This window comes from Streptomyces sp. NPDC047017 (assembly GCF_040644175.1).
Lineage (GTDB): Bacteria > Actinomycetota > Actinomycetes > Streptomycetales > Streptomycetaceae > Streptomyces.
Genome location: NZ_JBEYVW010000008.1, coordinates 225,745 through 240,249 on the forward strand (window position 1 = coordinate 225,745; position 14,505 = coordinate 240,249).

The window sequence follows — 14,505 nt, forward strand, 5'->3', positions numbered from 1 at the left end:
GCATCATGGACGGCGCCGACCACCACCGCGAGAGCCGGAGCCCGCCGATGCGCGAACAGGCCCAGTCCGAACGGCCCGAACGGCCCGAACGGCTCGAACGGCCCGAACGGCTCGAACGGCCCGAACGGCTCGAACGGCCCGGACGCTCCGAACAGCCAAAGGGATCTGAACTGGGGGCGTTCCTCAGGTCCCGCCGAGCCGCGCTGCGCCCCGAGGACGTCGGCATCACCCCACCCGCCTCCCGCCGGCGCGTGGCGGGCCTGCGCCGCGAGGAGCTGGCCATCCTCGCCGGCGTCAGCATCACGCACTACACGCGCCTGGAACAGGGCCGCGCCACCAGCCCCTCCGACTCCGTCCTGGACGCCATCGCCCGCACGCTGCGCCTCACCGAGGACGAGACGGCCCACCTCAAGAACCTCGCCCGCCCCGCGACGCCGGCCCGCCCGGCACCGCCGCGCGCGGAGCACGCCTCGGCCTCCACCCGCCAGTTGATCGCGGCCATGACGGACATCCCCGCCCTCGTCCTGGACCGGCGCAACGACGTACTGGCCTGGAATCGCCTGGGCCACGCGCTGCTCGCCGCGCACCTGCCCCACGACAGCCCCGCCACCCCGGCCGACCGCCCCAACCTGACCCGGATGCTCTTCCTGGACGACCGCTACCGGCAGCTCTACCCGGTCGCCGGCCGCACCGAGGAGGCCCAGCTGTCCGTGGCCTCCCTGCGCCTGGTGGCGGGCCGCCACCCCGACGACCGCCGCCTGGCGGAACTGGTCGGCGAACTGGCCGTACGCTCAACGGAGTTCGCCGCACTGTGGGCCAGGCACCCGGTCCGCACCTGCGCCGCCGGAACGAGACAGCTGAACCACCCAGAGGCCGGCCTCCTGGTCCTCAGCTTCGAGAACCTCTCCCTCCCCGGCACCGCCGGCCGGCGCCTCATCACGTACACGGCAGAACCCGCCACCCCCTCGGAAGCGGCCCTCCGCCTCCTCTCCGCCCACACGCCCCCGACCCCCAGCACCCCGACGACCAGCACTCCGATCCCCGCCAAGGAACAGCCGGCGACCGTTCACCGCCCCTAGGGAAACCCCTCACCCTTCGCCCACTGCCTGGCAGCCGTGCACTCCGGTTCCCCACACTCATGCGTCGGCGCCGCCCGCCCACGTGCGGCGCCGGCACACACCCGCGGGTGCCCGCCGCCTCCCTCACCGCCCTGCGAACCGGCGGCGGGCCCCCTTCGGCATGAGGCGAAAGGAACCCCCGCCCGATGCACATACGAAGAGCCGCGAGAGCCCTGACGGTCACTCTGGCCTGCGTCTCCGCGTCCGCCCTCGCCCTGCCCGCCGCGACGGCGTCCCCGGCCCCGCACCCGCACGCGCACCCCGTGCCGGCCGGTCCCGGCACCTTCGCCGCGGCCCCCTACACCGCCGACCCCGCGCCCGCCGTCCGCAGCCGGGTCGTGGACGACGCGCAGAAGGCGCTGGCGGCCCACCCGGCCGCCGCCCACAAGGCCGACGGCGACGCGTTCTCGGTCCGCAATCTGGTGGTCGACCGGGACGGTGCGGCCACCGTCCGCTTCGACCGGACGTACAAGGGGCTGCCGGCCTACGGCGGCGATGTCGTCGTGCGCCTGCGCAAGGACGGTTCGTACGACTCGCTGGCCACCGGCTCGCAGGCGTCCGGGGCCGTCTCCACCCGGCCCCGGCTGGCCGCCGCCCGCGCCGCCGCCGTGTCCAGGGCCGCGTTCACCGGCCGCGCCGACTCGGTCTCCGCCCCGCACCTCGCCGTCCAGCTGCGGGGCACCGGCGCCACCCTGGTCTGGGAGACCGTCGTCAGCGGCGTACGCCCGGACCAGACCCCGAGCCGCCTGCACGTGCTGGTGGACGCCGGTACCGGCAAGGTCGTACGGACCAGCGACGAGATCGACACCTTCGCGGCACCGGCACCGGCACCACCACCGGCACCGGCAGCCACCCCCGCGCCCACGACCCGCCCGGCCGCCCCCACCACGGCCGCCCCCGCCGCCACCGGCACCGGCCAGTCGATCTACAGCGGCCGTGTCTCCCTCGACGTCACCCAGTCCGGCAGCGGCTACACGTTGCAGGACCCCGCGCACGGCAACGGCTACACGACCAACCTCAACCACGCCACCAACGGCACCGGCACCGTCTTCACCAGCTCCAGCGGTACCTTCGGCAACGGCTCCACCAGCGACCCCGCCTCCGCCGGCGCCGACGCGCACTACGGCGCGGCGAAGACGTTCGACTACTACAAGAACGTCCAGGGCCGCAACGGCATCTTCGGCGACGGCCGGGGCGTACCCTCACGGACGCACTACGGCAACGCGTACGTCAACGCCTTCTGGGACGGCACCCAGATGACGTACGGCGACGGCCAGGGCAACGCCCGCCCGCTGGTCGAACTCGACGTCGCCGGGCACGAGATGAGCCACGGCGTCAGCGGCGCCCTCACCGGCTGGGACGAGACCGGCGAGACCGGCGGCATGAACGAGGGCACCAGCGACATCTTCGGCACCATGGTCGAGTTCTACGCCAACAACCCCGTGGACACCCCGGATTACACCATGGGCGAACTCATCAACATCAACGGCGACAACCGCCCCCTGCGTTACATGTACAACCCCTCCCTCGACGGCCACTCGCCCAACTGCTGGAACAGCGGCAACGGCAGCCTCGACCCGCACTACTCGATGGGCCCGCTGAACCACTGGTTCTTCCTGCTGGCCGTCGGCAGCGGCGACCACGGCTACGGCAACAGCCCCACCTGCGACAACTCCACGGTCACCGGCATCGGCAACGACAAGGCCGCCAAGATCTGGTACAAGGCGCTGGCCTCCTACGCCAACAGCGGCGAGAACTACCACCAGGCCCGCACCGACTCGCTGCGCGCCGCCGCCGACCTGTACGGCGCGCACTGTGCCGAGTACGACACCGTCGCCGCGGCCTGGGCGGCGATCAGCGTCACCGGCACCGACCCGGTCCCCGGCACCTGCACCAGCCAGCCGGGCGCACCCTCGGTGACCAGCCCGGGCAACCAGAACAGCACGGTCGGCACCCCCGTCTCGCTGCAGATCCAGGCGAGCGACCCGGCCGGCAAGACCCTCACGTACAGCGCCACCGGCCTGCCCGCCGGGCTGGCGATCGACTCCGCCACCGGCCGCGTCACGGGCACGCCGACCACCGCGGGCACCTCGTCCGTGACCGTCACCGCGAAGAACACCGACAACGCCTCCGGCACGGCCTCCTTCACCTGGACCGTCACCGGCGGCGGCACCCCGCCGGGCGGCTGCGGCGACCTGCCGGCCTGGAGCGCGACCACCGGTTACGCGCCCGGTGACAAGGTCTCGTACAACGGCCACAAGTGGCTCTCCCAGTGGTACTCGACCGGCGCCGAGCCGGGCGCACCGGGTTCCTGGGCGGTGTGGACGGACCAGGGCGCCTGCTGAACCAGGCAACACTCCGCGGGATTCGCGGGACTTGCGGTACTTGCGGGTCCGGGTCGTCGGTTTCCCACCGGCGGCCCGGTCCACACGCCCGGCAACGGAGGACAGCGCCCGGCCCCGGCCCCGGTCCCTCCCGGGTCTGGGTCCCTGACGTCCCATTGGTCTTGACCTTTCCTCGCGTACGGTCCTACATTCGGCGCCGCAGCCCCGTAATGGCAGGTTCATGATCAGTTCACGCGACGATCGGGACCCGTGCCATGGACCGTGGACGAAGCGGTGTCCGAAGGCGTCCGAAAGGTCTTGCGATGACCGAGCCGACCACCCTCCCGACCCTCCCGGTCCTCCCCACGGACGCCCCGGCGCCGCACCCCCGACCACTCGCCGTGGCCCGCGCCGCCCTCCACGACGCCGTACGGACCCACCTGACCGGCCGGGGCGGCGGCGTCCTCCTCACCGGCCCGGCCGGCATCGGCAGAACCACGGTCCTGTCCCGCCTGGCGGCCGAACTGGGCGCCCACGGCCACCGGGTCCTGCGCTGCGCGCCCTCCCCGTCCGAACGGGACAGCCCCTACCTCGGCCTCATCGACCTGCTGGCCACGATCGGCGACGACACCCTCACCGCACTGGCCGCCCACGAACGCGCCGTACTCGAAGCCGCCCTGCTGCGCGACCCGCAGCCCGCCGGCCCCGAACCGCCGACCGGCCGCGACGCGTTGGTCCTGCGGATCGCCGTCCGCAAGGTCCTCACCCGGCTGAGCGACAGCGCCCCCCTCCTGCTGGTCATCGACGACGCCCAGTGGCTGGACCGGCCGACAGCGGACCTCCTCGCCTTCCTCGCCCGCCGAACCGCCCCCACCCCCGCCCCCGTGATGCTGATGGCGCTGCGGACGGACGCCACGGGACCGGCCGGCGCCCCGGACCTGTGCCCGCCGCCGGTCCGCAGGGTGCCGGTACCGCCGATGACCGCCCACGAGGTCGCGGAACTCCTGGAGGCGCACGACCAGCCCACCTGGCCACGCCCGCTCCTCGCCCGCCTGCACCAGGCGAGCGGCGGCAACCCGCGTACGGCACTGGAACTCAGCTCCGCCCTCGACGAGCGCGCCCGCACCGACGGCACCGGCCTGCCCGCCGCCACGGAACCGCTGCCCGTCCCCGACTCCCTGCGCCGGCCCATCCTCGACCGGATCGACGCCCTGCCCCCGGAAGCCCGGCGCACCCTGGTCACCGCGGGCGCCGCCGCCCGCCCCACGGTGGAACTGCTGCGCCGCGCGGGCCGGCACCGTGCCGCCGCGGACATCGACACCTGTGTACGCCACGGCATCCTCGAAGCCCCCGACCACGGCACCATCAGATTCCTCGACCCGCTGACCCCCACGGTGCTGCGGACGGAGACCCCGTACGACCTCCTGGCCGACGCCCACCGGGCACTGGCCGACGCCTCCCCCGACCCGGTCGAACGCGCCCACCACATCGCCCGGCTCACGGCCGGCCCGGACCCGGCCGTGGCGGCCCGCCTGGCCGACGCCGCCCGCGCCGCCCGCCGCCGAGGCGCCCCTCGCACCGCCGCCCGGCTGGGCCGCATGGCCGCCGAGCACACCCCGGCCGACCAGACGCACATCGACATCGACCGCCGCCTCACCGCGGCCGAGGACGGCCTGGAGGCCGGTGACCTCGACTTCGCGCGACAACTCGCCCACGAGGTACTGGGCGACGCCGACCGGCCCGCCGACCGGGTACGCGCCTGGAACGTGGTCATCGACTCCTGCGGCCAGGCGATGGCCGAGATCTCCGCCGTCTTCGACCAGGCGGTGCACGACGCCGGCCAGGACCCCGGCCTCCTGGCCCAGCTGCACTACCGGATGAGCTGGCGCGCGTGGATGGTGGGCGGCTCCGCGTCCCGCGCCCACGGCCACGCCGTCCGCGCCGCCGTCCTCGCGGCCCGTACGGGCGACCGGCGCACCGAACTCATGGCGCTGACCCAGCAGGCCGCCCTGGAACTCTTCCTGGGCCTGCCGCAGGCGGCGGCGACCCTGACCGCCGCCCTCGCCGCACCCCACGACGTACACGCCATGACCCACCACAACGGCCCCCTCTACCTCAAGCACCGCTTCCACCTGGCACGCGACGAACTGGACGAGGCCCGGGCCGAACTGCGCACCCTCGTCTACACTCTGCGCCAACGCGGCTCGGCGGACAGCCTCAGCCAGTGCCTGATCGGCCTCGCCCAGGTCGAGATCGCGCGCGGCCGCTGCCGGCCGGCCCTGAGCCTCGCCCGCCAGGCCCTGCGCATCGTCGAGGAGGCGGGCCTGAGCGAGGGCCCCGCCTGGTACGCCCTCTCCCTCGCCGAGACGGCGGGCGGCAACCTCGACCAGGCACTCACCGCGGCCGAGACCGCCCGCCGGCACAGCGAGGACGACGACGACCGGCTCTTCCTGCCCCGCGCGCTGCACGCCGAAGGCCGCATCGCCCTGCTCAGCGGCGACCACGGACGAGCCGCCGAACTGCTCACCCGCACCGCACGCCTGGAGACCGCACAGGGCCAGCGGGACCCGGCCACCCGCCGCTGGCACGCCGACCTCGCCGAGGCCCTCGCCCGCACCGGCGCGACCCACGAGGCGGAAGCCGTCCTCACCCGCGCCCGCCACCAGGCCGAACACCTGGGCCGCCCCGGCGTCCTGGCCACACTGGACCGAGCGGCAGCAACGCTCAGCGCCGCCCGCGGCGAACTCGCACAGGCAGCACGGGGCTACGAGAGGTCAGCGACCCGACTACGCGCAACCGGCTACCCGTTGGAGGAAGCCCACACCACCGTGGCACTGGCACGGTTGCACCGCCACCTGTCCGACGAACCGGCCTCCCGCGCCGCGTACGCCGACGCCCTGCGCCTCTTCACCAGGACAGGCGCCCGCTCCTGGGCCACAGCAGTACGCACCGAACGCGACCACACCCAGCACCCCCGCCCCGAAACCGCCCCCTGGGCCCAACACCTCACCCCCACCGAACGCGACGTAGCCACCCGAGCCGCCCGGGGCGCCACCAACCGCGAAATAGCCACGGCCCTCACCCTGAGCGTAAAAACAGTAGAAGCAGCCCTCACCCGCACCTACCGCAAACTCGGCGCGAAGTCCCGGGTGGAGATCACTCGCATCATCGTGACGGGGATGGTGGGGTAGAGGCACCAGGACAGGGATCGCCGTCAAGGAGAGTGCGGGAGTGGGCGACAAGCCGGTTCGGGACCACGAAGAGCTTGACGTCACCCTCACCCTGGTCAGCCCGGTCGGTGTGGTGGTGGACACGGGGGACGCCGAGGGGTTCATCGGTCTCAGAAAGCATCCCTCTTGGTGGGACGACACGGCTCCCCCCGAGGTCGGCGACCGACTGCACGCCGTCGTACTGGACGACTCCAGAACCCCGCCCCGCCTGAGCGCGCTCAAGGACGACATCGAGATCGCGAGACGCATCCGAACCGAAGGCTCGTGACCCCGTGGGAGTCGGGAGAAAATTCTCATACGAGAAGGAGCGGGACCCGGTGATATCGGGTCCCACTCCTTCTGTCGGCATCCGCCCTGGCCAAGTCACTACTTCAACTTTTGACCGGCGAGTGCCCCCGGCAGGATTCGAACCTGCGCACACGGCTCCGGAGGCCGTTGCTCTATCCCCTGAGCTACGGGGGCTGGTCGGGTGCGTTGTCCGCGCCCGGCGACGGGTAGAACACTACCAGCTCCGGTGGGGTGGTCATGAACGTTTTCCGTGGGCGCCGTGGTGCGTGGTGCCGTCCACCCGGAGGGGCCGCGTCCCCCGGACGGGGCGGAAGTGGGGAAAACCCGGACGCGGTGGCGGGGGCGGACCTACTCTCGAGTTGTGCCAGGCGCTACGGGGCGGGTGCTTGTTGTGGACGACAACAAGGTCATCCGACAGCTGATCAGGGTCAATCTTGAGCTTGAGGGGCTTGAGGTCGTGACCGCGGCCGATGGTGCCGAGTGCCTGGACGTCGTGCACCAGGTCCGGCCGGATGTCGTCACCCTCGATGTCGTGATGCCCCGGCTCGACGGGCTCTCGACCGCCGCGCGGCTCCGCGCCGATCCCCGGACCCGTGACCTTCCCCTCGCCATCGTCAGCGCCTGCTCCCGGGGAGAGGTCGAGGCCGGTCTCGACGCCGGCGTCGACGCCTTCCTCGCCAAGCCGTTCGAGCCGGACGAGCTGGTGCGCATGGTGCTCCGGCTGGTTCAGGGGCGGGGCAGGGGGCGGCAGTCCGGGCCGGCCGGGGAGCAGGGGGCCGGACCCAGTGGGGACGGCGGCGCCGGTGACTCCGGTGGGGCCGGTTCCGGAGGGAATGAGCGGGCCCGGCGCGGGACGGGCTGATCCCCGCCGGATGCGCCCGACGCACGTGACCCGCGTCACGTACCGTCCACATCCCGATACCCGCCCGTATCAGCTCGCCTCCCCACCCCCCTCCTCCCCTACGCTTGTCCCGTGACCCCCGTCGAGCTGTCCCGTACCGTGCTGTGCGCGGTGCGTCGCGCCGTCGACGCGGGGGAGCTGAGCGTGCCGGTCCCGGAGCGGGCGGTGGTCGTGCCGCCGGGGCCCGGTGGGCGCGGTGACTACGCCACCAACGTCGCCCTGCAACTCGCCCGGCCCGCCGGACAGCCCGCCCAGCGGGTCGCCGAAGTCCTGCGCGGACAGCTCCTCGGTCTCGACGGGATCGACGACGCCTTCGTCACCGGGCCCGGCTTCCTCAACATCAGCCTCGGCGGCGCCGACGCCGGGGCGGGCTTCGAACGGCTGGTGGCCGACATCCTGCGCACCGGCACGCGCTACGGGTACGGGGACTCGGCCGCCGGGCAGGTCGTCCGGCTGCGCTGCGCCGCCGAACCCCGCGCCCTCGTCGTCGGTGACGCCCTCGCCCGGCTGCTGCGTTCCCAGGGCGCGTCGGTCCGCGGCATCAGCGTCGACCGGCCGCTCCCGCCGCGGTGGGAAGCCGTCCTCGGGTGCCGGACCGACGGCGACGCGTGCCGGGCCGACGGCGACACCATCACCGCCGGTGCCGTCAGCGCCGCCGGCACCTCCCCGGGCAAGGCACCCCTCGACCTCCACATCCGCCCCCTCCCCGTCCCCCCTGCCGACACCGGCCGTCTGCTCTCCCTCGGCCGGGACGCCGGACGCTGGGCGCTGCTGTATCCCGCCGGCCGCGACCGGGTACGCCTCGGGGCGGAGCACCTCGCCCAGCGCGAGAGCAACCCGCTCTTCCGGGTGCGTTACGCCCACGCCCGCACCCGGGCGCTGCGCCGCAACGCCGCCGACCTCGGCTTCACCCCCCGGCCCGGACAGCCCGGCCGTGCCGGCACCGACGCCGTCCGCCCCCTCCTCACCGCCCTCGCCGACCACCCCCGCATCCTCGCCCGCGCCGCCGCCGACCGTGCCCCCGACCGGCTCGCCCGGCACCTCCTCACCGTCGCCGACCACTTGCTGCCGCTGCTGCCCGGTGTGCTGCCGGCCGGGGAGGAGAAACCCTCGGCCGCCCACCGTGCCCGGCTCGCTCTTGCCGAAGCCGCCGGGACGGTGCTGGCCGGCGGCCTGACCCTGCTCGGCATCGACGCACCCGACCACCTCTGAGAGAGTCACCGAGAGCCAGCCATGAGCCGTTCCGCACATCCCGCCGGGCCCCGGCACGCCGACGTCCTGCCCGAGGGCCACTACGCCGCCCCGCCCGCCGACCTCAACGCCCTCGACCCCAAGGTGTGGGCGCAGACGGTGGAGCGCGGCCCGGAGGGGGCCGTGAGCGTCGGCGGGGTCCCCGTCACCCGGCTCGCCGAGGAGTTCGGCACGCCCGCGTACATCCTGGACGAGACCGACTTCCGGGCCCGCGCCCGCGCCTGGCGCACCGCCTTCGGGCCGGACGCCGACGTGTTCTACGCGGGGAAGGCGTTCCTGTCCCGGGCCGTGGTGCGGTGGCTGGACGAGGAGGGGCTCAATCTCGACGTGTGCTCCGGGACCGAGCTGGCCACCGCCCTGTCCGCGGGCATGCCGGCGGACCGCATCGCCTTCCACGGGAACAACAAGACCGTCGCGGAGATCGAGCGCGCCGTCAGCGAGGGCGTCGGGCGGATCGTGCTCGACTCGTTCCAGGAGATCGTCCGGGTCGCGCACATCGCGCAGTCGCTCGGCAAGCGGCAGCGGGTCCAGATCCGTATCACCGTGGGCGTCGAGGCGCACACGCACGAGTTCATCGCCACGGCCCACGAGGACCAGAAGTTCGGCATCCCGCTGGCCGGCGGGCAGGCCGCCGAGGCCGTGCGGCGGGCGCTCCAGCTCGACGGTCTCGAACTGGTCGGCATCCACAGCCACATCGGCTCGCAGATCTTCGACATGTCCGGCTTCGAGGTCGCCGCCCACCGGGTGGTGGGACTGCTCAAGGACGTCCGCGACGAGCACGGCGTCGAGCTGCCCGAGATCGACCTCGGCGGCGGCCTCGGCATCGCCTACACCAGCGACGACGACCCGCGCGAGCCGCACGAGATCGCCAAGGCGCTCACCGAGATCGTGGTCCGCGAGTGCGAGGCCGCCCGGCTGCGTACGCCCCGGATCTCCGTCGAGCCGGGCCGCGCCGTCGTCGGCCCCACCGCGTTCACGCTGTACGAGGTCGGCACCATCAAGCCGCTGGCGGGGCTGCGCACGTACGTCTCGGTGGACGGCGGCATGTCCGACAACATCCGCACCGCGCTCTACGACGCCGAGTACACCGTCGCCCTCGTCTCCCGCACCTCCGACGCCGAGCCGATGCTCGTCCGCGTCGTCGGCAAGCACTGCGAGAGCGGCGACATCGTGGTGAAGGACGCGTTCCTGCCGGCCGACCTGGCCCCGGGCGACCTGATCGCCGTGCCCGCCACGGGCGCGTACTGCCGGTCCATGGCCAGCAACTACAACCACGCGCTGCGGCCGCCGGTGGTGGCCGTCGCCGGCGGTGAGGCGCGCGTCATCGTCCGCCGGGAGACGGAGGACGACCTCCTCCGCCTCGACGTCGGGTGACGGCACCGGGTGACCGGGGCGGGGAGGTGCGCCGGGGGACCGGAAGATCTCCGCGTCCCGGGCCCGCGGAAATGAAATAAACGTCTCACGATCCGGACAAAGGGCAGAAACTCCGGTCCGGTGAGTGAGACTGGTCCCACCGTAGACGGTATGAGGAAACGAGGTCGGATGATGCGTACGCGTCCGCTGAAGGTGGCGCTGCTGGGCTGTGGGGTCGTCGGCTCAGAGGTGGCGCGCATCATGACGACGCACGCCGACGACCTCGCCGCGCGCATCGGGGCCCCGGTCGAACTCGCCGGGGTCGCCGTCCGCCGGCCCGCCAAGGTCCGCGAGGGCATCGACCCGGCCCTCGTCACCACCGACGCCACCGCCCTCGTCAAACGCGGCGACATCGACGTGGTCGTCGAGGTCATCGGCGGTATCGAGCCGGCCCGCGCCCTCATCACCACCGCGTTCGAGCACGGCGCCTCGGTCGTCTCCGCGAACAAGGCCCTGCTCGCCCAGGACGGGGCCGCCCTGCACGCCGCCGCCGAGCAGCAAGGCCGGGACCTGTACTACGAAGCCGCGGTGGCCGGCGCGATCCCGCTGATCCGGCCGCTGCGCGAGTCCCTCGCCGGCGACAAGGTCAACCGCGTCCTCGGCATCGTCAACGGCACCACCAACTTCATCCTCGACAAGATGGACTCGACCGGCGCCGGCTACCAGGAGGCCCTGGACGAGGCCACCGCCCTCGGGTACGCGGAAGCCGACCCGACCGCCGACGTCGAGGGCTTCGACGCCGCCGCCAAGGCCGCCATCCTCGCCGGGATCGCCTTCCACACGCGCGTACGCCTCGACGACGTCTACCGCGAGGGCATGACCGAGGTCACCGCCGCCGACTTCGCCTCCGCCAAGGAGATGGGCTGCACCATCAAACTGCTCGCCATCTGCGAGCGGGCCGCCGACGGCGCCTCCGTCACCGCGCGCGTGCACCCCGCGATGATCCCGCTCAGCCATCCGCTCGCCTCGGTGCGCGGCGCGTACAACGCCGTCTTCGTCGAGTCGGAGGCCGCCGGGCAGCTGATGTTCTACGGCCCCGGCGCGGGCGGCGCGCCCACCGCCTCCGCGGTCCTCGGCGATCTGGTCGCCGTGTGCCGCAACCTGCGGGGCGGGGCCACCGGGCCCGGCGAGTCGGCGTACGCGGCGCTGCCCGTCTCGCCCATGGGCGAGGTGGTCACGCGTTACCACATCAGCCTGGACGTCGCCGACAAACCGGGCGTCCTGGCCCAGGTCGCCACCGTGTTCGCCGAGCACGGCGTGTCGATCGACACGGTCCGACAGCAGGGCAAGGACGGCGAGGCCTCCCTCGTCGTCGTCACCCACCGAGCGTCCGACGCCGCCCTCACCGGGACCGTCGAGGCGCTGCGCAGCCTCGACACCGTGCGGGGTGTCGCCAGCATCATGCGGGTTGAAGGAGAGTAACCAGCAATGACCCACCAGTGGCGCGGAATCATCGAGGAGTACCGGGACCGGCTGCCGGTGTCCGGCAGCACGCCGGTCGTGACGCTCCGCGAGGGCGGTACGCCCCTCGTGCCCGCGCAGGTGCTCTCCGAGCGCACCGGCTGCGAGGTCCACCTCAAGGTCGAGGGCGCGAACCCGACCGGGTCCTTCAAGGACCGCGGCATGACCATGGCCATCTCCAAGGCGAAGGAGGAGGGGGCCAAGGCCGTCATCTGCGCCTCCACCGGCAACACCTCCGCCTCGGCGGCCGCCTACGGCGTGCGGGCCGGGATGGTCTCCGCCGTGCTCGTGCCGCAGGGCAAGATCGCGCTCGGCAAGATGGGCCAGGCGCTCGTGCACGGCGCGAAGATCCTCCAGGTCGACGGGAACTTCGACGACTGCCTCACGCTCGCCCGCGCGCTCAGCGACAACTACCCGGTGGCGCTGGTCAATTCGGTCAACCCGGTGCGTATCGAGGGGCAGAAGACGGCCGCCTTCGAGATCGTCGACATGCTCGGCGACGCCCCCGACATCCATGTCCTGCCGGTCGGCAACGCGGGCAACATCACCGCGTACTGGAAGGGCTACCAGGAGTACGCCGCCGACGGCATCGCCACCCGCACCCCCCGGATGTGGGGCTTCCAGGCGTCCGGCAGCGCCCCGATCGTGCGCGGCGAGGTCGTCAAGGACCCCTCCACCATCGCCACCGCGATCCGCATCGGCAACCCGGCCTCCTGGTCGTACGCGCTGGCCGCGCGCGACGAGTCCGGCGGTGCCATCGACGAGGTGACGGACCGTGAGATCCTGCGCGCCTACCGGCTGTTGGCCGCGCAGGAGGGTGTCTTCGTGGAGCCGGCGTCCGCCGCGTCCGTCGCCGGCCTGCTGAAGGCCGCCGAGCAGGGCAAGGTGGACCCGGGCCAGCGGATCGTGTGCACCGTCACCGGCAACGGCCTCAAGGACCCCGACTGGGCCGTCGCGGGCGCCCCGCAGCCGGTCACCGTCCCGGTCGACGCGGCCACCGCGGCCGAGCGGCTGGGCCTGGCCTGATCCCCTCGCGCCGGCGGCGGCACGGGAACCGGTACGGGCACGGGTCCGGCCCTCCCGCACCGCCGCCGGTCCGCGTCCCGCGTGCGGCCCGGTCCACGTCCCGCGCGCGGCGCGTCCCGCGCCCGCGCAACCCCGCGACCACCCGGGGCGTCCTTCTCCAGTGAGCCCCCGCGAGGGTGCACGGGCAGGTCCGCGACACGCATCGTGCGCCTCCTGTGCGCCCTATGTCGCCACAGAACCTTCCTTCGATAGGCTGTAGGGAACCCGCCCGCCGCATATGCCCTCGCATGTGCGGTGCCGCGCAGTCCCCGCGGCCCGAGGGTCCTCACATACGTGTCGAGACTTACGTGTCGAAGGTCGGTCGAAAGTCCCTCGACCATCACGCAGCTCAAGGAGAGTCAACGAGCGATGGCCGGTCCAGCGTTCCGCGCCGCCGCCGTCCGGGTGCGCGTCCCTGCCACCAGCGCCAACCTCGGCCCGGGCTTCGACGCCCTCGGCCTCGCGCTGGGGCTCTATGACGACGTCGTGGTCCGGGTGGCCGACTCCGGGCTGCACATCGACATCGCGGGCGAGGGCAGCGAGACGCTGCCGCGCGACGAGAAGCATCTGCTCGTCCGCTCGCTGCGCACCGCCTTCGACGTGCTGGGCGGCCAGCCGCGCGGCCTGGAGATCGTCTGCGCCAACCGCATCCCGCACGGCCGCGGCCTCGGCTCCTCCTCCGCCGCCATCTGCGCCGGTATCGTCGCCGCCCGCGCCGTGACCATAGGCGGCGAGGTCCGCCTCGACGACACCGCGCTGCTGGAGCTGGCCACCGAGATCGAGGGCCACCCGGACAACGTGGCGGCCTGCCTGCTGGGCGGGTTCACCCTGTCCTGGATGGAGTCCGGGGCCGCCCGGGCGATCAGGATGGAGCCCTCCGATTCCATCGTTCCGGTGGTTTTCGTCCCCGGGAAGCCGGTCCTGACCGAGACCGCGCGCGGCCTGCTCCCGCGCACCGTGCCGCACGTCGACGCGGCCGTCAACGCGGGCCGTGCCGCCCTGCTCGTCGAGGCCCTCACCCGGCGCCCCGAGCTGCTGCTGCCCGCCACCGAGGACCGCCTCCACCAGGAGTACCGCGCCCCGGCCATGCCGGAGAGCGCGGCGCTGGTGGAGCGGCTGCGCCAGGACGGCGTGCCCGCGGTCATCTCCGGCGCGGGGCCCACGGTGATGGCGCTGGCCGACGCCGCCAGCGCCGACAAGGTCGAGCGGCTGGCCGGCACCGGCTGGGCCGCCAACCGGCTGCGGCTCGACCAGTACGGCGCGAGCGTGCTGCCGCTGTCGGGCTGACACGCGATTGCCGGATGTGGAGAGGGGGAATGTTTGTTGGATCCGGTAGTGTTAATCTCAAGTCTGCACCCGACCTCACCATGGCGAGGTGCTTCGCGTCCCCGTCCGGGACCACCATTCTTCCGGGAGCTCCCCAAGACACTCTGTGTTCCGTATGCCGTACCTGG

General features: G+C 73.3%; 10 protein-coding genes and 1 tRNA gene. 10 read left to right on the forward strand and 1 reads right to left on the reverse strand.

Translation table 11 applies throughout. The features are described from left to right. The first annotated feature begins 5 nt into the window (after positions 1-5). From ABZ858_RS16350 to ABZ858_RS16365, 4 genes are all read left to right on the forward strand, one after another. Complete coding sequence (locus tag ABZ858_RS16350) at positions 6-1,079, forward strand: helix-turn-helix transcriptional regulator (RefSeq protein ID WP_361377762.1); 1,074 nt, start codon at positions 6-8, stop codon at positions 1,077-1,079. A 185-nt stretch (positions 1,080-1,264) separates the two neighbouring features. Beyond that, positions 1,265-3,463 carry a M4 family metallopeptidase gene (locus ABZ858_RS16355; protein WP_361377765.1) on the forward strand — a complete coding sequence of 733 codons (2,199 nt, stop codon included), beginning with the start codon at positions 1,265-1,267 and terminating at the stop codon, positions 3,461-3,463. A gap of 302 nt (positions 3,464-3,765) precedes the next feature. Next, on the forward strand, positions 3,766-6,633 hold the full coding sequence (locus tag ABZ858_RS16360; protein ID WP_361377770.1) for an AAA family ATPase: 2,868 nt from the start codon (positions 3,766-3,768) through the stop codon (positions 6,631-6,633). 40 nt (positions 6,634-6,673) lie between these two features. Further along, positions 6,674-6,940 carry a hypothetical protein gene (locus ABZ858_RS16365; RefSeq protein ID WP_361377773.1) on the forward strand — a complete coding sequence of 89 codons (267 nt, stop codon included), beginning with the start codon at positions 6,674-6,676 and terminating at the stop codon, positions 6,938-6,940. Positions 6,941-7,062: 122 nt separating this feature from the next. Here ABZ858_RS16365 and ABZ858_RS16370 read toward each other — a convergent pair. Next, positions 7,063-7,134 (reverse strand) — tRNA-Arg (locus tag ABZ858_RS16370). Positions 7,135-7,273: 139 nt separating this feature from the next. On the opposite strand from ABZ858_RS16370, the gene ABZ858_RS16375 reads away from it, so the two are divergent. The 6 genes from ABZ858_RS16375 (at position 7,274) to thrB (ending at position 14,338) form a co-directional block, all read left to right on the forward strand. Beyond that, complete coding sequence (locus ABZ858_RS16375) at positions 7,274-7,822, forward strand: response regulator (protein ID WP_361378035.1); 549 nt, start codon at positions 7,274-7,276, stop codon at positions 7,820-7,822. A 111-nt stretch (positions 7,823-7,933) separates the two neighbouring features. Continuing rightward, the gene (gene nrtL, locus ABZ858_RS16380; protein ID WP_361377776.1) at positions 7,934-9,073 is read left to right on the forward strand and encodes an ArgS-related anticodon-binding protein NrtL; all 1,140 of its coding nucleotides are present in this window, start codon (positions 7,934-7,936) and stop codon (positions 9,071-9,073) included. Between the two features lie 21 nt (positions 9,074-9,094). After that, positions 9,095-10,486 (forward strand): diaminopimelate decarboxylase, encoded by a 1,392-nt coding sequence (gene lysA / locus ABZ858_RS16385; protein WP_361377779.1) that lies wholly within the window; start codon positions 9,095-9,097, stop codon positions 10,484-10,486. A 171-nt stretch (positions 10,487-10,657) separates the two neighbouring features. Then, complete coding sequence (locus ABZ858_RS16390) at positions 10,658-11,947, forward strand: homoserine dehydrogenase (RefSeq protein ID WP_361378038.1); 1,290 nt, start codon at positions 10,658-10,660, stop codon at positions 11,945-11,947. Between the two features lie 6 nt (positions 11,948-11,953). Continuing rightward, positions 11,954-13,012, forward strand: a complete 1,059-nt coding sequence (thrC, locus tag ABZ858_RS16395) for a threonine synthase (RefSeq protein WP_361377782.1) — start codon at positions 11,954-11,956, stop codon at positions 13,010-13,012. Between the two features lie 408 nt (positions 13,013-13,420). Continuing rightward, complete coding sequence (gene thrB / locus ABZ858_RS16400) at positions 13,421-14,338, forward strand: homoserine kinase (protein ID WP_361377785.1); 918 nt, start codon at positions 13,421-13,423, stop codon at positions 14,336-14,338. The last annotated feature ends 167 nt before the right edge of the window (positions 14,339-14,505 follow it).

Excerpts from the sequence above, each read along its gene's own strand:
- ABZ858_RS16350 (WP_361377762.1), top strand. The coding sequence starts at position 6 with ATGGACGGCGCCGACCACCACCGCGAGAGCCGGAGCCCGCCGATGCGC.
- thrC (WP_361377782.1), top strand. The coding sequence starts at position 11,954 with ATGACCCACCAGTGGCGCGGAATCATCGAGGAGTACCGGGACCGGCTG.
- ABZ858_RS16355 (WP_361377765.1), top strand. The coding sequence starts at position 1,265 with ATGCACATACGAAGAGCCGCGAGAGCCCTGACGGTCACTCTGGCCTGC.
- thrB (WP_361377785.1), top strand. The coding sequence starts at position 13,421 with ATGGCCGGTCCAGCGTTCCGCGCCGCCGCCGTCCGGGTGCGCGTCCCT.
- ABZ858_RS16390 (WP_361378038.1), top strand. The coding sequence starts at position 10,658 with ATGCGTACGCGTCCGCTGAAGGTGGCGCTGCTGGGCTGTGGGGTCGTC.
- lysA (WP_361377779.1), top strand. The coding sequence starts at position 9,095 with ATGAGCCGTTCCGCACATCCCGCCGGGCCCCGGCACGCCGACGTCCTG.
- ABZ858_RS16360 (WP_361377770.1), top strand. The coding sequence starts at position 3,766 with ATGACCGAGCCGACCACCCTCCCGACCCTCCCGGTCCTCCCCACGGAC.